Raw genomic sequence first — 25,156 nt, forward strand, 5'->3', positions numbered from 1 at the left:
ATGCTCGAGGGGATACTCACCATTAGAAACAGGCTTGGCCTTCATGCCCGTGCGGCTGCCACGTTCGTAAAAAAGGCAGCCGAATTCAAGGCTAACGTATGGGTAGAAAAAGACGACATGCAGGTGAACGGTAAGAGTATTATGGGCCTTCTGATGCTCGCCTGCCCTTTGGGCAGCAAGATAGTGCTCAAAACCGAAGGAGAGGACGAGAAGAAGGCTTTTGATGAACTTGAATCGTTAATTAATGACGGGTTTCACGAAGAATGAGTGACGAGCTATTCATTAGCAAACAGTTGAAGGGGTCCGGGGTTTCCTCGGGCATCGCCACGGGAAAGGTCTATCTTCTCGACCGGGGGGCCATATCCATTCCCAAGCGCAGCATCAAGGATGTCTCCATAGAAAAGGAAATCCACCGCTTGAAGAATGCCATCCAAAGATCCGTAGACGAGCTGAAAAGCATTCAGGAGACCATACCGGATGCCGATGTAAAGAAACATGCCTTTATTATCGACGCTCACATGATGATTCTTCAGGATGATTTCTTCTCTCAGAGTGTTATCGATATGATCCGGCAGGAAAAGATAAACGCCGAGTGGGCCCTCGATATCGTGGTCTCCAAGTTCCGGGCGAGTTTCGACAAGGTTGAGGATCCTTATCTTAGGGAGCGAGGCCAGGACATTAAACATATCTATGAGAGGCTCGCGAGGATTCTCGTAAAAGGAAAAACACCGGATATCGATACCCGAAGCGTGAAAGGAAAGTCGATCATTATCGCCCATGACCTCTCCCCGGCCGACACCATCCAACTCAATTTGAACAGGATTTCCGGTTTCGTCACCGACGTGGGAGGACGGACTTCTCACACCTCCATTGTGGCGCGAGCCCTCGAAATTCCCGCCGTCGTGGGCGTGGGCAACATCACCAGTCTTGTAAAGAACAACGATACGATTATCATTGACGGCGATGAGGGGGTTGTCATTATCAACCCCACGAAAGAGGTCCAGAAGGAGTATATAGCCAAGCAACTCCACTTAAGAAGCCAGAAGAAGGAGTTCTTGAAGGTAGCCCGTCTGAAATCAGAGACCAAGGACGGCTTCAAACTCAAGGTCGGGGCGAACATAGAGCTGCTCGCGGAGATGGACATTGTAGAGAAATACGGGGCATTGGGCATCGGGCTCTACCGGACGGAATATATCTATCTGTCAAGAAAGGACTTGCCCACGGAGACAGACCATTATCAAATATACCGGAAACTGGCCGAAAATAGCGTGCTCCAGTATATGACCATACGGACCCTTGATATCGGCGGCGATAAATTTGTTTCGGAGATTAACGTGCCCAAAGAGATAAACCCCGCTATGGGTCTTCGGGCAATACGGTTGTGCATAAAGGAGGTCCCCCTCTTTAAGGCCCAGCTCATGGGCATCCTGAGGGCAAGCGCTTATGGACCCTTGAGAATATTAATCCCCATGGTCTCAGGCATCGAAGAGGTGCGAAAGACCAAGGCGATCATAGCCGAGTGTATGGAAGAATTGAGTCGCAAACGCATCGACTATAACAAAGACATTAAGCTCGGCATCATGATCGAGGTCCCCGCTGCCTGCCTCATGAGCGACCAGCTCGCCCAGGAAGTGGATTTTTTCAGCATCGGGACAAATGACCTCATCCAGTACACGCTCGCCATTGACCGCGTCAACGAATACGTCTCCTACTTGTATGAACCCCTGCATCCGGCGGTTATCAGGATGATCAAAAAATCCGTTGAAGATGCGCATGCGAACAAGATTGACATCGCCCTGTGCGGGGAAATGGCCGGGGAACCGCTCTATGCACCGGTTCTTCTTGGCCTGGGCCTTGACGAGATCAGTATGAACCCTTATTCGATCCCGAGGACCAAGAAGGTTATCCGAAGTCTTGATCATAGCTATTGCAGGGAACTCCTTGAGGAGATCATGAAAAAGGATTCCCCCAGGGAGGCGGAAGCCTTACTCAGAAACGAGATGTCACGGATGTTCCCCGGGGATTTTGCCAAGAGTCATGATGATTAGCAGGTTTCTCAATTAAAAATAAACAGGAGGTACACAATGGGAATGAGCAGGTTTCTTTATACATCAGAATCGGTGGCCGAGGGCCATCCCGACAAGGTTGCCGACCAGATATCGGACGCGATACTCGATACGATCATCGAACAGGACCCCAGAGCGCGGGTAGCCTGTGAATCATACGTTACCACCGGGCTCGCGCTGGTGGGCGGCGAGATCACCACAAGCGGTTACGCAAATATCCCTGAAATCGTGAGACAAACCGTCAAGGAGATTGGCTATAATGATTCGTCCATGGGTTTCGATTGGGAAACTTGTGCGGTCCTCACGACAATAGACGAGCAATCACCTGATATCGCAATGGGGGTGAATGAATCGACCGATCACGAACAGGGCGCCGGGGACCAGGGGCTTATGTTCGGCTACGCCTGCAACGAAACCCCCGAACTCATGCCAATGCCCATCATGTATGCCCACAAGCTCGTGATGCGGCTTGCCGATGTTCGAAAGAAAGGGATTCTCAACTTCTTGCGGCCCGACGGCAAGAGCCAGGTGACCATCGAGTACATCGATAAGAAGCCGGCAAGGGTCGATTCTGTTGTCATCGCGGCACAGCATAACCCGGACGTGACCATCGAAAAAATCAGAGAAGGGATCACCGAAGAAGTGATTAAGAAGATTATTCCAGCCGAGCTCATGGACGCCAAGACAAAGATCTATATCAACTCCACAGGGAGGTTTGTGGTGGGCGGCCCCAAAGGCGACTGCGGCATGACCGGTCGGAAAATTATTGTTGATACCTATGGCGGAGGCCGTCACGGCGGCGGCGCCTTCTCCGGCAAGGACCCCTCCAAGGTGGACAGGAGCGCATCATATATGGCCCGCTACATCGCAAAAAACCTTGTGGCCGCGGGTTTAGCCGATAAGCTTGAAATCCAGGTCGCTTATACCATCGGCGTGGCCAAACCTGTTTCCGTTATGATCGATACGGAGGGAACGTCAAAGATCAGCCCCGACAGAATCTCTCAGATCGTACTCGAACTCTTCGATCTGAGACCCAGAAGGATTATCGAGAAACTCGATCTGTTGCGGCCCATATACAAAAAGACGGCCTGCGGGGGCCATTTCGGAAGAACCGAGAATACCTTTACCTGGGAAAAACTCGATATGGTCGAGGCGATCCGCAAGGCAGCCGGAATATAATGAACAATCGGTCTCAACATGCAACACGAGCAGCACTATCAATACTTGGAGGTTTATGATGGACTATGATGTGAAGGATATGAAGCTCGCCGACGCTGGTTTGGAGCGCATCCAGTGGGCTGAGAGAAGGATGCCTGTATTGAAAAAGATTGAGGAACGATTCAAGAAAGAAAAGCCGCTGAAAGGCGCGAGGATTTCCTGTTGTCTTCACGTGACCACGGAAACGGCAAACCTCGTGAAAACGCTGAAACAGGGCGGGGCCAGCGTGGCGGTCTGCGCGTCCAACCCACTGTCCACTCAGGACGACGTGGCAGCGGCCATCGTGAAGCACTTCAAGATTCCAACCTATTCAATAAAAGGTGAAAATGAGAGGCAGTACTACGAACATATTACGAAAGCGCTCGCTTTCATGCCCAACATTACCATGGACGATGGGGCCGACCTGGTCGGTGCGCTCCATATGATAGCCCTCGAAAAATATGACGCGCTTCATGACGCCATCAGGAATTGGGTCAAGAAACTCGATGCCAAGTCGAAAAAATCTCTGGTGGAGGGTGTTGCGGGCTCCATGGAGGAGACAACAACCGGTGTGATCCGCCTGAAAAGTATGGAGAAAGAAAATATCCTGCGCTTCCCCGTGGTGGCCGTGAACGATGCGCAGACCAAACACATGTTCGACAACCGCTATGGAACAGGCCAGAGCACGATCGACGGCATCTTGAGGGCGACAAACATCCTCTTTGCCGGGGCCACATTCGTTCTTGCCGGCTACGGCTGGTGCGGCAAGGGAGTATCTATGCGGGCCAAAGGGCTTGGCGCCCACGTCATCGTCACAGAGGTCGATCCGCTTCGCGCGCTTGAAGCACACATGGATGGTTTTGAGGTCATGGAGATGGACAAGGCAGCGAGGCTCGGGGATATTTTTGTCACAACCACCGGTGACATCCACGTTATCAGGAAAGAACACTTTAAAAAGATGAAAGACGGCGCAATTGTGGCCAATTCGGGCCACTTCAACGTGGAGATAGATATCGACGCGTTAGAGAAGATGAAGAAGTCGAAGAGGAGATTCAGAGAGTTCATCGATGAATACACGCTCACAGACGGAAAGAAAATATTTCTCCTCGGCGAAGGACGCCTTGTCAATCTCGCTGCCGCCGAAGGCCACCCCTCGGATGTCATGGATATGAGTTTTGCCAACCAGTCACTCTGCTCCGAATACATGTGGAAGAACGCGAAGAAGCTGGAGAAAAAGGTCTATTCCGTACCCAAGGAGATTGACCAGAGAGTAGCAATGCTCAAACTTGCGGCGTCCGGCGTTACTATCGACAGGCTGACAAGCGAACAGAAAAAATACCTCACATCCTGGGAGATGGGCACATGATCAAGCTCCTCGTGGCAGGTACCGTGGCCTATGACTCCATTGAAACACCCTTTGGCAAAGTGGAGAACGTGCTTGGAGGCTCTGCACTCCACTTCACCAATGCGGCAAGTTTCTTCACTGATGTGGGCATCGTCGCCACGGTAGGGCGAGATTTTCAGCTCGATGATATCGCCTTTCTGAAAGAGCGTAACGTGGACATGGCTGGTCTCGAAGTTGACCGCAAGGGCAAGACATTCAGATGGCACGGGAAATACAATTTCGATCTCAACCAGGCCATCACGCTCAAGACCGAACTGAACGTTATTGAGAACTTCAAACCCAGAGTGCCTGAGGACTTTCGTGAGGCAGAGTTTCTTTTCCTCGCCAATATCGATCCGGAATTGCAAGCTCACGTGATCAGTCAGGTGAAAGCACCCACAGCCATCGTCCTCGATACGATGAATTTCTGGATCGAGAACAAGTTCGATCGCCTCATGGACGTCATAGAAAAGGTGCACATGGTCATCATCAACGAGGCTGAACTGAGAGAGATTTCAAAAGAGTACAATCTGGTCAGGGGGGCCCGCAAGCTGATTGCCCGCGGGCCAACCTGTGTGGTGGTTAAGCGAGGGGAATACGGGGTCTTCATGATGAACGAAGAGGAAGTTTTTCTCGCGCCTGCTTTCCCGCTGGAGAGTGTCTTTGACCCTACGGGAGCCGGCGATACCTTCGCAGGTGGATTCATGGGATATCTCGCCAATGTGGGCGATGCGGGGTTTGAGACGATCAAACAGGCCATCGTTATGGGCACGGTCATGGCATCTTTCAACGTAGAGGACTTCAGTATCAACCGGATCAAAAAGCTGGAGTACGAAGAGATCAGGACGCGCTACTCGGCGTTCAAGGGGTGTATGCAGTTCGGTGAATGCACATTGTAAATGATACCAATTGCTTTTTTGTGGCGGCCAAAGGCTCGTTCGGGAATCTCATCTGCGCCGCCGTTTATTGCCTACCACCGCGGCTCTCTATTCCGCTTGTGGTCTTCACGAATCAACTGGCCTCTCTTGAGAAGGTAAGCTTCCTTTGCAGTTTCCCATCGTCTTCTTGAATCAAGATCTATTTGAAGTGTTCCGAGCATTCCGTTTGCCCATTCTCGATATTTGGGCGTATCGGGATGCCCTTTCTTGCGTCCTTAATATTCAGCTTCGAATACGATCACAGGATGGAAGCTGCATAAGATGCGGGTTAACATTAATGGCTTGACGGAGGCGAGGCGCGAAACTACCTTATATGTAAGGAGGAGAATATGGGGAATCCCTTTGTTCACGTGGAGCTGCATACGCAGGATGCTGCAAAGGCAAAAGAGTTCTACGGTGCGTTGTTTAACTGGACGCTCGAGGATGTACCGGAGATGGACTATACCGTAATCAAGGTAGGGGAGGGTACGGGGGGGCATTATGAAGAGCCCCATGCCGGATGCGCTGCCTCAATGGGTGCCCTATGTGCTGGTCGATGACATCGCTAAATCGACCGAAAAGGCGAGGGGGCTCGGCGCCACGATCCTCGCGGAGGTCACTGAAATCCCCGAGGTAGGTTATTTCAGTATGATGCTCGATCCCACGGGTGCGGCCTTTGCGTTGTTTCTTCCGACAACGCCCATGTAAAGCGGGATTAAAGCGAGAGGAATCGCACTGCCATCTTCCTGTCAGCTTGATCGCTGATATACGTCTTGCATACCCTGAGCACTGTGGAAGGGTACTTCTTTTGGAGGGCGCCCGGATAGGGGACGGTTTAATATGCCGATGAGGCAATCATGGCACTACGCATGTCTTTGCCTATCACGATTCCCGTGTGAGATCTCCTATGCAAAGTCCCCGGTACTGTAAGAGAGCTCGAGGATGCGTTCGATGCGGAAGGTTCTCTCGCTCATGCGAAGGCGGCAGTAGGCGCGAAGTCCCTCAAAGGCCTTGCCTTTGTAATGCATCTTTTCGAGAGCGATAGGCCGCACCGTTCGCGTGGACTTTGTATCGTCCGGTTTCAGGTAGGTGACTTCCAGATCCATGCCCCGCCGTATGGCGTCCTCAATAATGCTTCGCTTCTCATCAACGCCTGCGGCCTCCTCCGCCTTTCGGTACTTGAGACTCGTCAAGAATCTGACCACCCGCCAGTCCATGCGGATCTGCGCCTTGGTGATCGTTCTCTTGAGCACGATGCCTTCAAAACTGACGCAGCGGCTGAGCGCCACATACACCTGCCCGTGGGCGAAGGCGCCCCGGCCCGTGTCGATGATAACACTGTCGAAGGTCTTTCCCTGACTCTTGTGGATGGTTACGGCCCAGGCCAGGCGGATCGGATATTGAGTGAAGGAACCAGCTTTGCGCGTGGCGATCCGTTTTGTCGATCTGTCATAGAGATACTCAAAGATCTCCCAGGTATGAGGTATGACCGGTACGGTTCCACCGTGTTCGAGCTCCACGAGGACTGCCCTGTCTTCCTCTTCATCCTCTCCTATGCCGAGGACCATGCCGAGGCTGCCGTTCACCCACCGACCGAATTTATCGTTATTGACGAGCATGATCTGCGCGCCCACTTTCAACTTCAAGCTCTCTTCGGCAGGAAGTGACGATTTGTCAAAGGCCCCGGTCAAGGCGCCGCCAAACTCCATGATCTGACCCGGCAATTCATTCAGTTTTTCAAAATTTTCCTGCACGGCGAGGTCGTTGGTGCTCGTAAGGGTGATAGAGAACCGGTCATCGGGCGCCGTGTAATCGGGCAGGCAGCGCTCGTTTAATCTTTCTATATCTTGCCCTGTACAGGTCCTGTTGCGGATGGCATTGAGGAGCGCTATGAAATCCGGGTCTGTCTGCCGATATACTTTTTCCAGCTCGATGAACTCCATGTCGAAGCCTGGCTCTGTGAAGACCTGGGCGGAAAAGAAATAGGGCGACTCGTAGCGGTGGCTGAATATCTCCCTTTCCCCCGCGGTAACCACCGGCGGAAGCTGATACAGATCGCCTATAAAAACCATTTGGATGCCGCCGAAGCATGCGCCCCGTGAGGGGCCGTTCAAGCGGAGAAATTTCTCGATGCAATCGATGAGGTCGGCTCTGACCATGGAGATCTCATCGATGATGATGGTATCGAATTGCCTGTAAAGATGGCCGTCTGCGCCGCTCACTTTTTTTATCTTTTCCGGGGTAACATTCGGCTTGAAATTGAAGAAGGAGTGTATGGTGTGACCTTCGATGTTCAGGGCCGCAACGCCGGTGGGGGCAAGAACTGCCACCTCCTTTGCGGTCGTGCGCCGGAAATGGTCGAGAAGCGTGGATTTACCCGTACCCGCCTTTCCCGTGATGAAGGCGTGTTGGGTCGTGTTCTCCATGATATGAAGTGCCCGACGGAATTCTGGATTTACGTCGATTGTGCGCTCGTTGCGGCCGTCTTTCATGGGCTTTGCCTGATTGGTCGCGCGTTCATGGAGGCCTTGAGGGCGGCACACACGTAAGGCTCATTGAACGGCCGGCTTAATGATTACCCTGCCTTCTGTCGCATCAAGTACAGCGCGGGCGCCCACAGGGATGGTCAGTTTCTTTGTCACATGGCCGAATGCGAGACCGAAAATGCAGGGAATATTGAGAGACGTTATGCGGTCTTTGATGATATCCATGAGGGTGACGCCGTATTTTTGGTAGGCGTCGCGTTTCAAGTAGCTGCACCTCGTAAACGTCCCGAATATTATACCTTTGGCTTGTTGTAGTTTGCCCGCAAGTATGAGTTGCATAAGATACCTGTCTATACGATGCGGTTTTTCATCCACATCCTCGAAGAAGAGGATCTTATCCCTGGTGTCCAGTTCGTACGCGGTGCCAAGCGTTGCCGCGGCGATGGAGAGGCATCCTCCTGCAAGCAGGCCTTCAGCTTTACCCGCGCAAACGGTGAGGATCTCTCTGTTCACCGGATTTGTGAGCTCTAACGGTTTTTCGGTCTCAGTGATCGCATTAAGGAAGTTGTTTCTGGTGTAAGGGCTTAGGTCTTTGCCGAAATCTGTAGAGACCATGGGACCGTAAAACGTTACGAGCCCGGTTTGGTTGAAGATGGCGATCTCGATGGCCGTAATATCGCTGTAGCCTACAAATATTTTCGGATTATCCCTGACTATCGAGAAATCGATGTAGGGAAGTATCTGTGACGTACCTGTGCCGCCGCGACTGCAAAAAATCGCCTTGACCGATTTATCTTGAAATGCCGCGTTGATATCATCGGCGCGCTTTTGCGCCTCACCGGCAAAAAGCAGATGTTTGTTGTGAACGTATCTGCCCGCGGTCACATTAAAACCCATGCTCTTTAGCGCGAGGCTTCCCCGCTCGTAGCAAGACTCTGTGAGTGTCGGCGAGGCGGGAGAGACGATACAGATTTTATCGCCCCGTTTGAGCGCCTTTGGCTTGACCGCTTTCATGAGCCGAATCTACCACAGACTGGCGCATGCCCGCAAGCCGAAAAGGTGAAAGATTTCGGTAATATAATACTTGACATCCCCAAGGGAGGGGGATAGAATTTGGATAATAATGAACAACCTTTATATAAAGTGCCAACTATTGAGGAAATACGAGATGCAAGAAAAAATAGGATAGTAATAATGCTTTATGCTTTTGGAGATGAAAGTCACGACCAAAAAATGAACAGATTTTACGCTGTATCGGTTATTGTTGGAACGCAAGAAGAATGGGACAATTTAGCAATTTCTTGGAATAAACGCATAAAGGGCATCGCCTTTCATGCTTCCGATTGTGACTCTGATCTTAATAAATACCAGAACAATACCCACGAAGAAAATAAACAGCTTTACTGTGATCTGACCAACATGCTTGCGGAAACTAAATTGGTTGGTTACGGTACCGCCATAGATATAGAAAGTTTTAGAAGTTATTTCCCCGAACGTGCGGACGATATTCCATATCTTTGTTTCCATTTTGTTATCGGCCATTTTGTTAGGATTGCATCTCGGTTAACGCCACAAGAAAAAATTTCCTTCACTTTTGATATAAACACAAAAACAAATCCTGGAACCGCTGCTCTGTACCAATGGTTAATAAGTTTGCCGGAATGGCAAGATCAATATGCTAAGTGCATTGATTCTGTGACGTTTGCTACAGATGAGGACAGGGTTGAAATACAAGCAGCAGACCTGTATAGCAGAGAGATAATGAAATATTACGATGAGTACTGTACGGGTAAGCGTGATTTACGAAAATCTATTCAAGCGTTGTTCGATACAGGAAGATATAAGTGTGATTTAATGGATAGAAAATTCATTGAAAACTGGAAAAATGAATGTGACAGCGCGGAAGTATCTAACGATTTATATAATGAGTGGTTATTGAAGAATAGATTAAAAGATAACGCTCCCAACAGGTATAAATTTCTTATCAATACATCGGAACTATGGTATTGACGAAATTCATTGAGGATGTTTTTTTTTCATAATAATGGCACAGGCTTGCTCAAACCTTTCGTCTGTGCCTTTTGTGTGTAGCTCTTTTGCTTTTTCTATGAAGCGCATAGATTCTTCTTCGTTTCTTATCTCTACGTTTTTCTTTTTCGGCTTTTCTTTTTTCTTCTTCATAAATCCCCTTATCTTCAAGCAGGCGTCGTATAGGTGAGACGCTTGCCGACTACGCCCAACAATGCCTTGTCTGCTCTTTGCTCATCATCAACGCCCAACTTTACCCTGTTATTGTATCTGAAATCGAACTCCGCAAGGTATCTGTGAAGATGTTGTTTGCCGCAATGATGATACACGCCGTTGATGCCACGCTTCAAGATGCTGAAATAGCCCTCGATGCTGTTTGTGGTGATCTTTTCATCGCCTTCTATGCGAACATACTCATACTCGCTATGGTTCACTTGTGAGTGTTTTCGATTTGCGCCTACGCTCTCCAATACCGTAGATTCATCGGTTATCAGATGAGCGTTCTCAGCAACCATTTCTTCAACGATAGGCTTCAAGTTCTTTGCTGTGACTCGTTGCACGTGGAAAGAACGAACAGAGCCGCCACGCTGTAACACAGAGACAACAGCCGCCTTATTATCGAATGGAGATAGCCTGTCTTTCGGACGTTTCCCTGGCTTAACTGCGTGTGAGCCTGTACGGAATTTACCGCCGACATAAGTTTCATCCATTTCAACGGGGCCATAGAACGGGCCTTCTGGATGCTGTTCCATTGCATATCTGATTCTGTGGGTCATAAACCAAGCTGTTTTAAGCGTAACGCCAAGAGTGCGGCTCAATTGGTTCGCGCTAATCCCTTTCTTTGAAGTACACATGAAATACATAGCCTGTAACCAATATCTTAATGGAATGTGGCTATCTTCAAAAATAGTCCCGATCTTCACCGTGAACGGCTTGCGGCAGGCATAGCACTTGTAAAGACCGATTCTATAAGTTTTCCCATTGAGCTTGCCGCTTCTCCCAATCGTACCGCAATGAGGACACACGGGGCCATTAGGCCAGAGCTTCGATTCAACAAACTTGTAGGCTTCTTCCTCATTGTGAAAGCGTTCGGCTGATATTATTGATTGGTTCATTGTGCTATCTCCTTTCTATTCTTAAGTGTAGCACATGCAGGTGGGGATGTCAAGTATAATATTACCAAGATTTCCCTTTATACTCTTTTCTCTTTTGGTTAAAATGTTGGCCGATCCTTTTGCCTGTCGTGAATGACGCAAAAAGGATAATGATAGATGTAATAAAGCATATCCTTTCCGGTCAAAGCCATTGAGTGATAACAAAATTCTTCTTATCCACCTGGGCGGCTTAGGCGACGTCTGCCTGTCCGAATCGATCTTTAATTCTCTGCGCAAGCATTTCGGCAACAGGCTCGTTGGCCTCGGCAACAGACGATTTCTTGAGCTTTTCAGTGAATACTTCGCGAGCGTTGAGTCCATTGAGTCGAGAAAATGGCTCTATCTGTTTTCGGAGAAGCTGACCGGCCCGGGGTGGGCAAAGGTGATCTTTATCGGAAAGGATCGCGAAACGAGGTTGAGAAGCAGGTGGCAGGGCCACTCGGAAGAAGAGATCATGTTCATAGATATGTATCCCGAAGGAGCCTTCGGTGCCCGTATGATCGAGACGAACGGGCAAAAGATGCATATCGAGGATTATGAGCTGACTCAGCTTCGCTCGTACGGTATCGAGCCTTTGAAGAAAAAGCCTGTCCCGAGCATCTCATCAAGGGTTATCCTTTATCCGGAAAAGGGTTTTACCAAGGAAAAATGGAATCCCGGAAATTTCCTCGCGCTCTATGCGTTGTTAGAGGCAGAAGGTGTTGACGTGACCGTGCTTGAATCTATCGATCTAAAGCTCAATGCGGGCCGCAAGGTTTTTCTTCAAGACTTAAAAGAGATACAGCGTTTTTTCGCACAGGGAGGCATCTTTGTATCGAATGATTCGGGTATGGCGCACCTCGCCGGCGCATCAGGTCTTTTCACCGTCACCATATTTAGCGGTTTTGATCCGGCGATCTGGCATCCGCGAGGAGACAATCTCGTATTGAGATCGGAGGCGAGCGGACTTTCCGCGCACGTGGTCGAGAAGACCGTACGAGAAATCCTGTTCAGGCTTCACGAGTCCGGGACGTGGTGAAGCCGGCCCCGGCCATGCACACTCCACAACGCTTTTTAGTCATCGGGTCTCAAAGGCTTTTCTCATGTAGACCCCTATGCTGTCGATCGCCTGTCTGCCCTCGACAAGAAGCGCTGAGAAGGCCTGCCAGCAATGGAACATGTTCTCCCAGGCCTCAAAGGTAACATCAAGCCCAGCCTCTTTTGCGTTCTTCGCAAACTCCTTCACGTCATCAAAGAGAATTTCATGGGTGCCCACCTGGATCAAGAGGGGAGAAAGACCCGTTAGGCTCCCGTAGATTGGCGAAACCATCGGGTCTTTAGGATCGTGGCCTCTCAGATAGGCCCGTCTCGCCATCTCAAGGTTGTCTTTCCCAAGCCAGTCGCTCAGGGTATTTGATTCCACGGATGGGCGGCTTAAGGCAAGGTCAACGGCAGGCGAGAGTAAAACCGCCGCTTTGGGAAGAGGAAGAGAATTTTCACGCAGCCTGAACAGCATGGTTAACACGAGATTTCCTCCGGCCGACAAACCCACGGGTACAATAAGCCGCGGGCTTATTCCTCCGTTGATGAGCCAGAGGTAGGACTTAACACAATCATCAAGGGCTGCGGGAAAGATGTGTTCGGGGGCAAGGCGGTAATCGACGCTTAATACGCGGCATCTTGAGGTGTAAGCGATCCTTTCGCAGAGCTCCAGATGATCTTTGGTTGATCCTACCGTGAAACCCCCTCCGTGAAAGAAGAGCACCACTCGATCCATGGGCGCTTGAGCAGTAAAAATCCAGAAGGCAGGTATGTGGCCAATCCGAACGGGCTCCATCGTGCACATCTGTTCTGAGCGAAAGCGCGCATAAAACGCCTCGAGATTCCGCCGAAGCTCTTCCATGGACGCCGCCTTGAGTTGGGTTTGCTCCTTCGCCATCCTCAACACTTTTTCGGCGTTCTCGCTCACCATTGCGTCATCCTCATCTTTCCCATGTTTTTCAGCATATTCAATCTACAATATAAGGCATCCTCGCTTCCCGTGTCGTAGTCGTCCTGTCGCGATACGGGCTCGCGGCTTATCCACCCCACAGGAGGTGAGCAGACATTCTCACAGCCACCTGATCGGGCCGCCTTTGCTATACGTGCGCATCATGTGATATAATAGTGCGTTGTGCAGTCAATTGAACAGTCTTTTTCGTCCGCCCAATCGATTGGGTCGCTCATAGATTGATTCACGGCTACAATTTAAAACGCAAAAGGAATGATCATGGCACAAGAGAGATTTGAAGACCTTACATTATCAAAGGAACTCCGCAGGGCCATTCAGGCAATGGAATTTGAGGAGATGACCCCCATTCAGGCGCGATCGATCCCACTCGTACTCGAGGGGAAGGATATCATCGGCCAGGCGCAGACGGGCACGGGCAAGACCCTTGCCTTCGGCATCCCACTTCTCGAATCAATTCATCCGAAAATCAGGAAAACACAGGCTATCATCCTCTGTCCCACGAGGGAGCTCGCCATACAGGTGGCAGAAGAGTTGCAAAGACTTCTCAGGTACAAGGATGAGGTAGTCATTCTGCCTGTGTACGGAGGGCAGCCCATAGAACGGCAGCTCAAAATCTTAAAGAACGGCGTGCATGTGATCATCGGTACGCCCGGACGCACCATCGACCATATCAACCGGGGTACCCTTAAGCTCGAAAACGTAAAGATGGTTGTGCTTGATGAAGCAGACGAGATGCTCAACATGGGTTTTATCGACGATGTAGAGACTATCCTCCGAAGAACCCCAAGAGAGCGGCAAACACTGCTTTTTTCCGCCACTATGCCCAAGCCTATCCTCGATCTCACCAAACGGTATCAGAAAGAACCCGAATATGTAAAAGTTGTGCACAAGCAGTTAACCGTACCCCTTGTTGAACAGTACTATCTCGAGGTGCGAGAAGGTATGAAACTCGATGTTCTGTGTCGTCTTATCGATATGTACGGTTTCAAATCGTCACTCGTGTTCTGCAACATGAAGAGAAGGGTTGATGACGTGGTCATGCATCTCGAAGCCAGGGGATATCCCGCATCGGGTTTGCACGGAGACATGACACAACCGGAACGCATGCACGCCATGGACAAATTCAAGAAAAATTCCGCGGAGATTCTCGTAGCGACCGATGTGGCGGCGAGGGGTATTGACGTGGAGGATATTGAAGCGGTCTTTAATTACGACATCCCGCAGGATGAAGAGTATTATGTTCATCGGATCGGCAGGACCGCCCGGGCCGGCAAGAATGGCAAGGCCTTCACCTTTGTGGTAGGAATGGAGATTTACAAACTCCGTGAGATCGAGGCGTTCGCGGCCACCAAGATAGCACGCAGACCGATACCCACCCTTGACGACGTTGAGGCCTTGAGAATAACGGCACTTCTCGACAAAATAAAAGCCGTCATCGATAAGGGCGGCCTTGAACAGATGGGACAGCTTATTGAGCCCCTCTTAACCGAGGACTACACCTCGCTCGACATCGCCGCCGCCCTGCTCAAAATAACCATGGAGCAAAATGGCAAAGAATATCAGGAAAATTATCCCCAGGATTCTCTGGAGGAATTCATAGCAACAACAGAGGAACGTTTTCGTAATCGTCGCACATTCAAGAAGAGGACTGTCAGAAGCTTTTCGGGCAAGAGACGGCGCTAATCCCCAAGTGTAAGACGCGGTTTGCCAGTCATCCCGAGAGGGATCGAAGAGGCGCTCGCGGCTCTGCGGGCATCGCGATGCTCCTGTCTATATCCGCCGGTTTTTGTCACAAATCCATGCCACAGGTAGACGGGGCGACTTAAGCGTCCCGGCTAACTCCTGTACATCTTTAAGAGTTCGTCTATTTGGTCCTGCGAGAGGTTCTCGCTTCCCTCCGCGCATTCGACGGCACTCTTCTCTTCAGCCCCCTCCAATTGCTGTGTTCCCGCTACGATATCGCCGAACAGGGCGTCGAGGTCATTTTGAGAAAAGAACTCATCCATATAGACCCTTAGTAAGCATCTGAGATAATTATCGGCAAAAGTAAAAAAAATAACAGTAATACGATAAAAAAAGTTGATTTTTTTGTCAAGGTAAACAAGCGGCATAGCTTTCGCGCACCATGCGCTCCACCTTTTCGCCCCCGCACGATTGCGTGAGGGATGCCGCAGGGCTTTGGGTTAAGCCGTGGGTCAAGGCCACATTAAACAGGGTAACGACAAAGGCTCTGCTTTGCCTGAACATGTTGTAACCGGTGGCCAATTCGTATAGAATATTGCACCATGCACAAGGTATTGATCATCGATGATGAAAAAGACATCCTTGATACGCTCTCGTCCATTCTTCAGGATGAGGGGTTCTCGGTTCTCAAGGCGGTAGATGGGGAGGAAGGGCTCGCCTTCTTTGAGCGCGAAAAGCCGGACATCGTCCTTCTCGACGTATGGATGCCCGAGCTCGATGGCATTCAGGTTTTGAAAAAGATAAAAGAACAGGACAAGGATGCTATCGTCATCGTCATATCGGGACATGGAACCATATCCACGGCAGTAGAGGCCGTGAAGATGGGGGCCTTTGATTTTCTTGAGAAACCGCTCTCTATAGACAAAGTGTTGGAGGTGGTCTTAAGGGGCCTCGGCACGGAGTATAAATCCAAAGGCAAAACGGAAGATTTCAAACTGAAAAGTTCGAAAGGATTGAGACAACTCAAACAGAGAACAATCGGAAAAAGCATTGTCGTCTACGGTGTGGGACTCTTCTCCGGAGTCAAGACGGGCATGATTCTGCTTCCCGTGCCGGAGAACACCGGCATTGTCTTCGAGCACATCCCCGACGGGGAGCGCGTGCCGGCCTACATCGATTACGCCTTTTCCGTAGGCAACAACTCTTCGGTAAAAGGCAAGAACTGCGCAGTCCGGACCATCGAACATCTGCTTTCAGCGTGTCATATGTGCGGCATCACCAACCTTCTCGTAAAGGTAAGTGAGGAGATACCGAACTTCGACGGCTCGGCCATCGAAATCTGCAACAAGATCGAAGAGTCCGGTGTGGTGGAGCAGGATGAAGGCATAGAGCCTTTGAGGATCACGGAACGAATAGAGCTGACAAATCTTGCCCAGGGCAAGCTTCTTTCCATCGAGCCCTCGGAGACTTTCGAGGTAGAATACGAACTGGAACAGGCCGCACCCATCGGCAGGCAGACGTATCGCTTCTCGGGTAACAGGCAATCCTACGTGAACGACATTGCGCCTGCACGAACATTCAGCTTTATCAAGGATTTTGAGCAGCTCGCTAAGAAAGGCCTGGGTTCGGGAGGCAGGGTTGACAACGCTATCCTCAATGTGATTCTCTTAAACGACAACGGCGTCATCAACACAAAACTCAGGTTTCAGGATGAGTTCGTGCGCCACAAGATCCTCGATCTCATCGGTGACATCTATCTCCTCAACAGGCCAGTACTCGGCAAAATCAGGGCAAAACAGACGGGCCATCTCGAAAACATAGCCCTGGTCAAAGAACTGAAGAGGCGCTTTCTCTGAGCAGCGAAACAGGGAAGCGCAACGCCTGCCGCTTTTCATCCCAATGCCGGGGCTCGAATAGGCCTTTCCGCCCTTTAACCGGGATACCCATGGCATATTTACTTTTCGGGAATTTTGGGTATAATATCCTTTGAGTCACAAGGTGACTTAAATTTCGTCTGGATCAGTACAATCACACCAAAAGCTGATACATACTGACCAAAAACGTATCTGGTTGTCCTTGAGGAGTGGAAATGTATATTTCTATCATCGGTCATGCCCTGTCCGGTAAAACAACGCTTTTTCAGGCCCTAAGCGGAGCGCAGTGCGAGGCCGGGTTTTCCGATAAGACGGCCGTCACGGCCATCGATGTAGCTGACGAGCGCCTCGATATGCTGAGCACTGTCTTTAAACCGAAAAAAACCGTCTATGCCAGGGTAGAAGTCACCGATTCGGTAGCCATCAGCCAGGGTGACGCACCGGATAAGGCGATAAACCCCAAAACGCTCCAACAGATGCGCTCAAGCGATGCCTTCATTCTCACCGTGGGCTGCTTCGACGAGAAAACCCCTGAGCAAGCGGCAGCTGATGTTCATGCAATGAAAGGGGAATTTATTCTTTCTGATATGGCGCAGATTGAGACCCGCCTCGAAAGGATGCGCAAGCAGGGGAAGAAGGGTGATACGGGCCAGGCGCAGGAAGAATCTCTCCTCGCGCGCTGTCTTACCCACCTCAACGAAGAGATGCCCCTGTTTAGCCTCGCGCTCAACCCGCAGGAATTACGGACACTTCGGGGTTATCAGTTTCTTTCCCTCAAGCCCCTCATGATCTTTGTGAACGCATCGGAGCATGCGGTGGACCAGGCCAAAAAGATCGCGGAACATCTCGCCTTACGCTTTCCCGAATCTCCCGTGATATGGGCCTCGGCCAAGCTTGAAAGCGAACTCGCTGCAATGGATAACGCCGAACGGACGGTCTTTATGGAGGAGTATGCCATTGCCGAATCGATACGCGGCCGCATCATACGGCTTGCCTATGAGACCCTGGGGCTCATCTCATTCCTCACCGTAGGAGAAGACGAGTGTCGCGCCTGGCCCGTGAGGCAAGGAAGTAACGCCCAGGATGCCGCCGGGGCCATACACGGCGATCTCGCTGCAAAATTTATTCGCGCTGAAACCATGTCCTACGATGATTTTATCAGGCATGGCTCAATGGCGGAATGCAAGAAGGCCGGCGTATGGAGGCTTGAAGGCAAGACCTATGTGGTCAAAGACGGTGATATCCTCACCATCAGGGCGGGCACTTAATATTTCATACGCATTCTTGAGATGCCCACAAACACTGAGAGGCGCCATTTTACGGGGCTTCGCAGATTTCACTTGACAGAAACCTTAACTTACTAATAATCTGATACGCAGGGGTTGTTATGGAAAGCGTCGGTGCAACACACACTCTTCCTCACTGCTATTCATTGATGGAACCTCGTCTGCGAACTCGCATTCAACGTAGCGCGTCTGTTTTTCGGTAACGCCACAGGTACGTGGCATAGAGGGGAAATCTATGCCTGATGCGATTGAAACGATTCTCAAGAAACATGGACGGACTTCCGATGAATTGATCCCTATCCTGCAGGACGTCCAAAAAGCAATCGGCTACGTTGGTCCGGAATCAATATCAAAGATATCCCGCCATTTGAAGATCTCGGAAAACCAGATATTCGGCGTCTCGTCTTTCTACGCCCAATTCCGATTTACCGAGCCGGGACGTCACTCGGTCAAAGTGTGTCTCGGCACAGCCTGTCATGTAAAGGGGGGCGCCACCCTGCTCGAAATGGTTGAGCGCGACCTCGGCATCACCTGCGGGGAGACCACCGAAGATAAACGCTATGACCTGGAACGGGTTGCCTGTCTCGGATGTTGCGCCCTCTCTCCCGTCGTACAGATTGATCGCGATATATACAGCAGGATGTCGGTAAATAAACTAACGGAGCTCTTAAAAAAATATGAATAAATTAGAGAGCAGAATCGAATCGGCGAAGAAGAAGTGGGAATCGGTTGAGAATAATAAAGAACCCATTATCTTCGTGGGCGCAGCGTCCTGTGGCAGGGCGGCAGGGGCACTGGAGCTCCTCACGGAGATCGACAACTTCATAAAAGAGGAGAACGTGAAGGCGAGGGTGGTCGAGGTCGGGTGCATCGGACCCTGTTACCTCGAACCGCTTGTGGACATTAAGATGCCGGGGCAACCGAGAGTGAGTTACAACAACGTAAACGCCAGAACACTTTCCATGATTCTGAAATCACACTTGATCGACGGTACGCCCCATGCAAAGCTTGCCCTCGGCCATTTCGGCGCCAAGGATTTTGACGGCATCCCGCAGTTTTATGAGCTCCCCATGTTGAAACCTCAGGTGAGGATTGCGCTACGCAACTGTGGTCTCATCGACCCGGAAGATATAGACCAGTACCTCGCCGTAGACGGATACCGGGGCCTCGTCAAGGCCCTCGCCATGTCGCCGGATGAGGTCATAGGGGTTGTGCGGCAGGCAGGACTCAGGGGGCGCGGGGGCGCGGGCTTCCCCACGTACAAGAAATGGATGGTCTGTAGAAACGCCCCGGGCGATCAGAAATACCTTATTTGCAACGCCGATGAAGGGGACCCCGGCGCCTTCATGAACAGATCACTTATAGAATCCGATCCCCATGCGGTGCTCGAAGGCATGCTCATCGCGGGATATGCCATAGGCGCAAGCAAAGGCATTATCTACATAAGGGCCGAATATCCGCTCGCCATAGAGCGCCTGAAGAGGGCGATTCAACAGATGAAGGAGTGCGGACTCATCGGTAAGAATATACTCGGCTCAGGTTTCAATTTTGATATCAAAATCAAGGAGGGGGCAGGCGCATTTGTCTGTGGTGAGGAGACCGCCCTTATCGGTTCCATAGAAGGCAAGAGGGGCATGCCCAAATCCCGGCCACCCTTTCCAGCCATATCGGGACTTTTTGGAATGCCCACGATTATCAACAACGTAGAAACAATGGGAACCCTTCCCAATATCGTGCGCAATGGAGCGGAATGGTATACCAAATTCGGAAAAGAAGGCAATCGGGGCACAAAGACCTTTTCTCTCGTAGGTAAGACGAGGCGTCCCGGCTTGATCGAGGTCCAACTCGGTACAACCTTGAGAGAAATCATCTTCGACATCGGGGGGGGCGTGCAAAAAAACTTTAAGGCGATCCAGACGGGCGGACCCTCCGGAGGCTGTCTGTCCGAAGAGTTTCTCGATCTTCCCGTGGATTATGAATCGCTCGCTGCGGCAGGCTCTATCATGGGCTCGGGGGGTCTCATCGTCATGGACGATGATACCTGTATCGTGGATGTGGCAAAATATTTCCTGGATTTTACCCAAAAAGAGTCGTGCGGAAAGTGCGTGCCCTGCCGGGTCGGCACGAGGCACATGGTAGAAATCCTTGACAGGATTACCCACGGCGAGGGAAATCCTGAGGACCTGCTGGCACTTCGGACTTTAGGCGATACGATCAAGAAGGGTGCCCTCTGTGGTCTTGGCCAAACCGCACCCAACCCGGTTCTTACCACACTGAGATACTTCAGGAACGAATATCTCGAGCACGTCAAGGACCATCGCTGCAAGGCAACTGTCTGTAAGGACCTCATCGAGTATCGCGTCATAAAGGAGAAGTGCACGGGATGTCAGTCCTGCGTGAGGGTTTGTCCTACCGGGGCCATAACCGGACCAAGGTCTGAACCTCACAACCTTGATGCGACAAAGTGTATAAAGTGTCGCTCCTGTTACGAAATTTGTCGCTACGACGCCATTGCGGGCGATGCTATCGTGATCCGGACCGCGGAGAAGAGATCATGACAAAAGAAAAGAGACTATCCATTACCATCGATAACAGAAAAGTTGAAGTGAAACCACATCTCACCATATTGCAGGCCGCCAAGGAGCATGGCATCTACATACCGTCGCTCTGTACTCTCGAGCACCTTCCCTCGTATGGTGCGTGCAGGCTTTGTGTCGTTGAGGTGGATGGCTTGAGGGGCTTTCCTACGTCCTGTACTACGCCGGTGGAAGACGGAATGGTCATCAGGACAGATACCGGGGAGATCAGGACACTTCGCCAGGAGGTGCTCAAACTACTCTTGAGCGAACATCCGGCCAGTTGTCTGTTCTGCACCGAGCAGGGCGAGTGCAAACAATACCAGGGCACCATAAGGAAGGTAGGGGTAACCACAGGCTGCCGGTACTGTCCAAACGACGAGCGCTGTGAACTTCAGCTCATTACCGAAAGGATCGGTCTTGCGGACACATCATACCCTGTTTACTATCGCAACTTTCCGGTAGAGAAATTCGATCCGTTCTACGATAGAGATTACAATCTCTGCATTCTCTGCGGGCGCTGTGTTCGTGTATGTAGCGAGGTGCGTCTCAACGGAACGCTCAGCTTCAAACAGCGAGGCAAGGCGACGACCATCGGCCCGGCCTTCGACCGCTCCCATCTGGATGCCGGCTGTGAATTCTGCGGGGCCTGCGTGACCGTTTGCCCCACAGGAGCGCTCAGTACAAAGACGAGTAAATGGTACGGTAAGCCTGACGCAGAGGTCAAAACAACCTGTCTTTACTGTCCCGTGGGCTGTGAGCTTATGCTTCAGATCAAGCATAACGAGACCATAGACGTACTCCCCAATTACGATTCGCCATTGGACAGGGGTCTTCTCTGTGTGAAAGGGCGTTTCGCTGTGCCCGAATACGTGTGCAGCTCCGAACGCCTCTCACACCCCCAACGTATGACGCCGGTGGGTTATGAAGACATCTCCTGGGATGAGGCTTTAGACCTGGCGGCGCAGAAGTTGTCCGAAACAAGACCCGAGGACATGCTTTTCGTTGTTTCACCTCAGCTCACCAATGAGGATCTCTTCATGGCCTGCCATCTGGCCAGAGGCGCGATCGGTACAGATGAGATTCTCTCCCCTGTGATTTCTGATTTGGGGGAGGACCTTGTCCCATTTCTCAACCTTACGTTGGCGGCAAGTCCCTTCGACGTTATCGATTCAGCCGACACAATCGTCGCGGTCGGATTCGATGCAACATACGGTTTTACGCCGCTTGGCATCAGAATTAAAGAGGCCGCGAAAGGGGGGGTAGCGCTTATAACTCTCAATGGCTATGGATCCAACCTCGATATGCTGTCCGAGGAGGCCCTGTGCTTCGACGCTACGAAATGGCCGTCAGTCCTGGATAAGTTCATGGGCAAGACGCCTGGCAACGGAAAAGGCCGCAGGTCGTCCCACAAGGTGATTGTCATGGGAGAAGAGGCGATCTTTTCACGAAAGCGTGGCGAGCTTTTTGAGAAGATCATGAAGATGAAGGAATACTTCGGCTGGAATGTGATCGTCGCGCATCCTTATACGAACCTTCTCGGGCTTCTGTCCATGGGGGCTTTCCCCGGTATTAACAGAGGAGAGCTGCTCCGTAATGGTTCCAGGGGGACGACCCTCACGCTTAAGAAGGGTCTTTTGGCGTCTGTGAATATGAGCAAGCCGCGAAAGGCTGGCTATGTCATCGGAGAAGCACAATTGGAAAATATGCCTCACTGCGAATTCCTCATCTACCAGAATGCGTTGCCGCCCGCATCTTCACGCAAGCCGGATTTAATCCTTCCTTCAAGCCTGTTCAGCGAAACGCCCGGCACGGTCGTGAGCATGGAGGGAAGGGTGTTGCAGGTGCGCAAGGCCACGGAACCGTATGCAGAATCCAGGCCTGACTGGTGGATTATGAGTAAGATTTCAGAAAAGATCAGTAAGGATGCCTTAAAATTCCGATCGCTCTCTGCAATACAGGCGGAAATAAAGAAACAGATGGCGGGTTTCTTCGATGGAAAAAGCAGACTGGAATTTCGGAAAATCGGCGCAAGACAGACCGATCTGGGCGCGAGCGGTACACGTCGGGCGGGACCGGGGACTTCGCGCAAACCGTGGCAACAGATGTACCGGGGGATCGATCTTCAGGATATTGTCCCGGGCATGCGGGTCATAGAGCAAAGGAGATGCCATGAATAGAGTCATTGAAAGGACCATGATAGTTCCTAACATGCACCTCCTTGTGATTGAGGCCCCGGAGATTTCGTCAAAGGTAAGGCCGGGCCAGTTTGTCATTATCCGTGCAAACGATGAAGGCGAAAGGATACCCCTGTCTGTCGCGGACTGGAACAAAGAGCAGGGAACCGTTACCACCGTTTTCATGGAGGTAGGGGCTTCCACCGGGGCGCTTGCGTCGCTTGAAAAGGATGATGCGGTCGCCACGTGCGTCGGCCCGCTCGGAAATTCGACTGAGATCGGCCGGTTCGGTACGGTTCTCTTGATCGCTGGATGCTACGGCATCGGCAGCATCTATCCGGTGGCGAAGGAATTGAAAGCCGCCGGAAACCAGGTGATTACCGTACTCGAGGCCAGGAGTTCTTACCTCATTTACTGGGCAAAGAGGTTTGCCAGTCTCTCTGAGAAGATCTTTAGCGTAACGAGAGACGGGAGTCTCGGCATGAAGGGACATATTACGAGGCTCACGGAGATCATCCACTCCCTGCCCCAGCCTCCCGACCGAGTCATTGTGAACGGTTGCACCTATCTCATGGCCCACACATCAGAGGTCACGAGGGAACTCGGCATTCCCACGCTCGTGAACTTAAACCCCATCATGATCGACGGGACGGGTATGTGCGGTGTGTGCCGGGTTACAGTAGGCGGTCAAATGAAATTCGCCTGTGTTGACGGCCCGGAATTTGATGGCCACAAGGTGGATTGGAAGGAATTTCTCTCGAGACGTAAGGCGTACATGAGCGAAGAGACACTCTTTTTCAGACATAGCGAGCCCCACACTAAGGCCCATAAAGAAGGGAAGTGCCAGGCATGAACGAAGAAAAAACCCCCGAAAAACAAAGCAAGATCGACCTCAATCGAAGAGACATGCCCAAACAGTCTCCAGAGATGAGGAGCCACAACTTTAGCGAGGTGGCGCTAGGTTACAACACGGAATTGGCACTCAGCGAGGCAAGCCGTTGCTTAAAGTGCAAGAAGCCGAGGTGCGTCACCGGATGTCCCGTAGAGATAGACATCCCTGGCTTCATTTCGTGCATCGTGCAAAATGATTTTTCCGCAGGCATCAAGAAACTCAAAGAAAAAAACTGTCTGCCGGCTGTCTGCGGAAGGGTCTGCCCTCAGGAATCCCAGTGCGAATCGCAGTGCATTTTGAAAAACAAGGGCGCTGAGGTGGCTATCGGCCGGTTGGAAAGATTTCTCGCCGATTGGGAGGCACACAGCGGTCAGGTGGACGTCCCACCAAAAACCAAATCGAGCGGAAAGAAGGTGGCGATTGTGGGCTCGGGTCCGGCGGGGATCACCGTGGCCGGCGATCTGGTTCTCTTGGGCCACGAGGTTACCATCTTTGAGGCGCTTCACAGAGCGGGTGGCGTTCTCACGTACGGTATTCCCGAATTTCGTCTGCCCAAGGCCATAGTGGCACGAGAAGTCGCCTACGTGAAAAGTCTTGGGGTAAATGTCATTACCGATTTCGTGGTGGGCAAGACACGGACTATCGATGAACTCCTCGACGCATTCGACGCGATCTTCATTGGGACGGGTGCGGGCCTGCCCTGGTTCATGAACATTCCCGGTGAGAACTTAAACGGGGTTTATTCGGCGAATGAGTACCTGACCCGCATGAATCTCATGCAGGGGTATCGATTCCCCCACTCTTCAACACCTATCAAGAAGCACAGGAAGGTCGCCGTGGTAGGGGGTGGAAATGTAGCTATGGATTCGGCCCGAACCGCACTCAGGATGGGGGCCGATGAGGTGCGTATCATTTATCGCAGATCCCATGCAGAGCTCCCGGCACGGCTTGAGGAAAGTGAGAATGCCGAGGAAGAAGGCGTGATTTTCAATATGCTTACCCTGCCCGTCAGATATATCGGTGACGAAAACGGATGGCTCAAGGAGATCGAATGCCTCAAGATGGAGCTTGGCGAACCCGACGCGTCAGGCAGAAGAAAGCCCGTTGAGGTGCCAAACTCGAATTTCCGCATTGAAATGGATGCCGTGGTCTGCGCCATCGGGAACAGCCCGAACCCGCTCGTTCCCTCCACCACACCCGGCCTTGACACCACGCGCCACGGAACGCTCGTGGCCAACGAGCAAACCGGAAAGACGACCCGAAGCCGCATATGGGCGGGCGGCGACATTGTTACCGGGGCGGCAACCGTCATCCTTGCCATGGGCGCGGGACGAAAGGCGGCAAGGTCCATGCACGAATATTTGACGACAGGCGTAGAGTAACACGCAAGACCTCCCCGGGACGAGCAGGCTCGCTGTGAACCAGGCAGGCGAAGAATATTCCCAC

General features: G+C 51.4%; 22 protein-coding genes. 16 read left to right on the forward strand and 6 right to left on the reverse strand.

The window, feature by feature from the left end; genetic code table 11:
* The 6 genes from VMT62_05455 (at position 1) to VMT62_05480 (ending at position 6,272) form a co-directional block, all read left to right on the forward strand.
* On the forward strand, positions 1-267 hold the full coding sequence (locus tag VMT62_05455) for an HPr family phosphocarrier protein (protein HVN95853.1): 267 nt from the start codon (positions 1-3) through the stop codon (positions 265-267).
* Complete coding sequence (gene ptsP, locus VMT62_05460; protein ID HVN95854.1) at positions 264-2,048, forward strand: phosphoenolpyruvate--protein phosphotransferase; 1,785 nt, start codon at positions 264-266, stop codon at positions 2,046-2,048. The genes VMT62_05455 and ptsP overlap by 4 nt, the downstream gene beginning before the upstream one ends.
* Before the next feature lie 42 nt (positions 2,049-2,090).
* A complete protein-coding gene (metK, locus tag VMT62_05465) occupies positions 2,091-3,245 on the forward strand; it encodes a methionine adenosyltransferase (protein HVN95855.1) in 1,155 nt (384 codons plus the stop codon).
* A gap of 55 nt (positions 3,246-3,300) precedes the next feature.
* Positions 3,301-4,629 carry an adenosylhomocysteinase gene (gene ahcY, locus VMT62_05470; GenBank protein HVN95856.1) on the forward strand — a complete coding sequence of 443 codons (1,329 nt, stop codon included), beginning with the start codon at positions 3,301-3,303 and terminating at the stop codon, positions 4,627-4,629.
* Complete coding sequence (locus tag VMT62_05475) at positions 4,626-5,546, forward strand: PfkB family carbohydrate kinase (GenBank protein HVN95857.1); 921 nt, start codon at positions 4,626-4,628, stop codon at positions 5,544-5,546. The genes ahcY and VMT62_05475 overlap by 4 nt, the downstream gene beginning before the upstream one ends.
* Positions 5,547-6,065: 519 nt before the next feature.
* A complete protein-coding gene (locus VMT62_05480) occupies positions 6,066-6,272 on the forward strand; it encodes a hypothetical protein (GenBank protein ID HVN95858.1) in 207 nt (68 codons plus the stop codon).
* Positions 6,273-6,469: 197 nt separating this feature from the next.
* Here VMT62_05480 and VMT62_05485 read toward each other — a convergent pair whose 3' ends face one another.
* Together VMT62_05485 and VMT62_05490 are read right to left on the reverse strand one after the other, a co-directional pair.
* Positions 6,470-8,056 carry an AAA family ATPase gene (locus VMT62_05485; protein HVN95859.1) on the reverse strand — a complete coding sequence of 529 codons (1,587 nt, stop codon included), beginning with the start codon at positions 8,054-8,056 and terminating at the stop codon, positions 6,470-6,472.
* 60 nt (positions 8,057-8,116) lie between these two features.
* Entirely contained in the window at positions 8,117-9,064 is a 948-nt protein-coding gene (locus VMT62_05490) for an LD-carboxypeptidase (GenBank protein ID HVN95860.1), read from the reverse strand.
* Positions 9,065-9,163: 99 nt separating this feature from the next.
* Here VMT62_05490 and VMT62_05495 point away from each other — a divergent pair, with 99 nt between their 5' ends.
* Positions 9,164-10,060 carry a hypothetical protein gene (locus VMT62_05495; GenBank protein ID HVN95861.1) on the forward strand — a complete coding sequence of 299 codons (897 nt, stop codon included), beginning with the start codon at positions 9,164-9,166 and terminating at the stop codon, positions 10,058-10,060.
* A gap of 6 nt (positions 10,061-10,066) precedes the next feature.
* Here the strand turns inward: VMT62_05495 and VMT62_05500 are convergent, their stop codons facing one another.
* Positions 10,067-10,231, reverse strand: a complete 165-nt coding sequence (locus tag VMT62_05500) for a hypothetical protein (GenBank protein HVN95862.1) — start codon at positions 10,229-10,231, stop codon at positions 10,067-10,069.
* A gap of 14 nt (positions 10,232-10,245) precedes the next feature.
* A complete protein-coding gene (locus VMT62_05505) occupies positions 10,246-11,193 on the reverse strand; it encodes an IS1595 family transposase (protein HVN95863.1) in 948 nt (315 codons plus the stop codon).
* Positions 11,194-11,383: 190 nt separating this feature from the next.
* On the opposite strand from VMT62_05505, the gene VMT62_05510 reads away from it, so the two are divergent.
* Positions 11,384-12,250 (forward strand): glycosyltransferase family 9 protein, encoded by an 867-nt coding sequence (locus VMT62_05510; GenBank protein HVN95864.1) that lies wholly within the window; start codon positions 11,384-11,386, stop codon positions 12,248-12,250.
* Positions 12,251-12,289: 39 nt separating this feature from the next.
* Here VMT62_05510 and VMT62_05515 read toward each other — a convergent pair whose 3' ends face one another.
* The gene (locus VMT62_05515; protein ID HVN95865.1) at positions 12,290-13,183 is read right to left on the reverse strand and encodes an alpha/beta hydrolase; all 894 of its coding nucleotides are present in this window, start codon (positions 13,181-13,183) and stop codon (positions 12,290-12,292) included.
* Positions 13,184-13,480: 297 nt separating this feature from the next.
* Between VMT62_05515 and VMT62_05520 the strand changes: the two genes are divergently transcribed.
* Positions 13,481-14,905 carry a DEAD/DEAH box helicase gene (locus VMT62_05520; GenBank protein ID HVN95866.1) on the forward strand — a complete coding sequence of 475 codons (1,425 nt, stop codon included), beginning with the start codon at positions 13,481-13,483 and terminating at the stop codon, positions 14,903-14,905.
* A 152-nt stretch (positions 14,906-15,057) separates the two neighbouring features.
* Here VMT62_05520 and VMT62_05525 read toward each other — a convergent pair whose 3' ends face one another.
* Positions 15,058-15,228 carry a hypothetical protein gene (locus tag VMT62_05525; GenBank protein ID HVN95867.1) on the reverse strand — a complete coding sequence of 57 codons (171 nt, stop codon included), beginning with the start codon at positions 15,226-15,228 and terminating at the stop codon, positions 15,058-15,060.
* 279 nt (positions 15,229-15,507) lie between these two features.
* Here VMT62_05525 and lpxC point away from each other — a divergent pair, with 279 nt between their 5' ends.
* The 7 genes from lpxC to gltA all read left to right on the forward strand — a co-directional run bounded on the left by lpxC (position 15,508) and on the right by gltA (position 25,092).
* Complete coding sequence (gene lpxC, locus VMT62_05530; GenBank protein ID HVN95868.1) at positions 15,508-16,761, forward strand: UDP-3-O-acyl-N-acetylglucosamine deacetylase; 1,254 nt, start codon at positions 15,508-15,510, stop codon at positions 16,759-16,761.
* A gap of 233 nt (positions 16,762-16,994) precedes the next feature.
* On the forward strand, positions 16,995-18,047 hold the full coding sequence (locus VMT62_05535) for a DUF933 domain-containing protein (protein ID HVN95869.1): 1,053 nt from the start codon (positions 16,995-16,997) through the stop codon (positions 18,045-18,047).
* A gap of 253 nt (positions 18,048-18,300) precedes the next feature.
* Positions 18,301-18,750 (forward strand): NAD(P)H-dependent oxidoreductase subunit E, encoded by a 450-nt coding sequence (locus tag VMT62_05540; GenBank protein HVN95870.1) that lies wholly within the window; start codon positions 18,301-18,303, stop codon positions 18,748-18,750.
* Positions 18,743-20,623, forward strand: coding sequence for an NADH-quinone oxidoreductase subunit NuoF (locus tag VMT62_05545; GenBank protein ID HVN95871.1), 1,881 nt, complete (start codon positions 18,743-18,745; stop codon positions 20,621-20,623). Before VMT62_05540 ends, VMT62_05545 begins: the two co-directional genes overlap by 8 nt.
* The gene (locus VMT62_05550) at positions 20,620-22,821 is read left to right on the forward strand and encodes a molybdopterin-dependent oxidoreductase (GenBank protein HVN95872.1); all 2,202 of its coding nucleotides are present in this window, start codon (positions 20,620-20,622) and stop codon (positions 22,819-22,821) included. Before VMT62_05545 ends, VMT62_05550 begins: the two co-directional genes overlap by 4 nt.
* Positions 22,814-23,671 carry a sulfide/dihydroorotate dehydrogenase-like FAD/NAD-binding protein gene (locus VMT62_05555; protein HVN95873.1) on the forward strand — a complete coding sequence of 286 codons (858 nt, stop codon included), beginning with the start codon at positions 22,814-22,816 and terminating at the stop codon, positions 23,669-23,671. The genes VMT62_05550 and VMT62_05555 overlap by 8 nt, the downstream gene beginning before the upstream one ends.
* Positions 23,668-25,092 (forward strand): NADPH-dependent glutamate synthase, encoded by a 1,425-nt coding sequence (gltA, locus tag VMT62_05560; GenBank protein ID HVN95874.1) that lies wholly within the window; start codon positions 23,668-23,670, stop codon positions 25,090-25,092. The genes VMT62_05555 and gltA overlap by 4 nt, the downstream gene beginning before the upstream one ends.
* The last annotated feature ends 64 nt before the right edge of the window (positions 25,093-25,156 follow it).

Source organism: Syntrophorhabdaceae bacterium (assembly GCA_035541755.1).
GTDB lineage: Bacteria > Desulfobacterota > Syntrophorhabdia > Syntrophorhabdales > Syntrophorhabdaceae > PNOF01.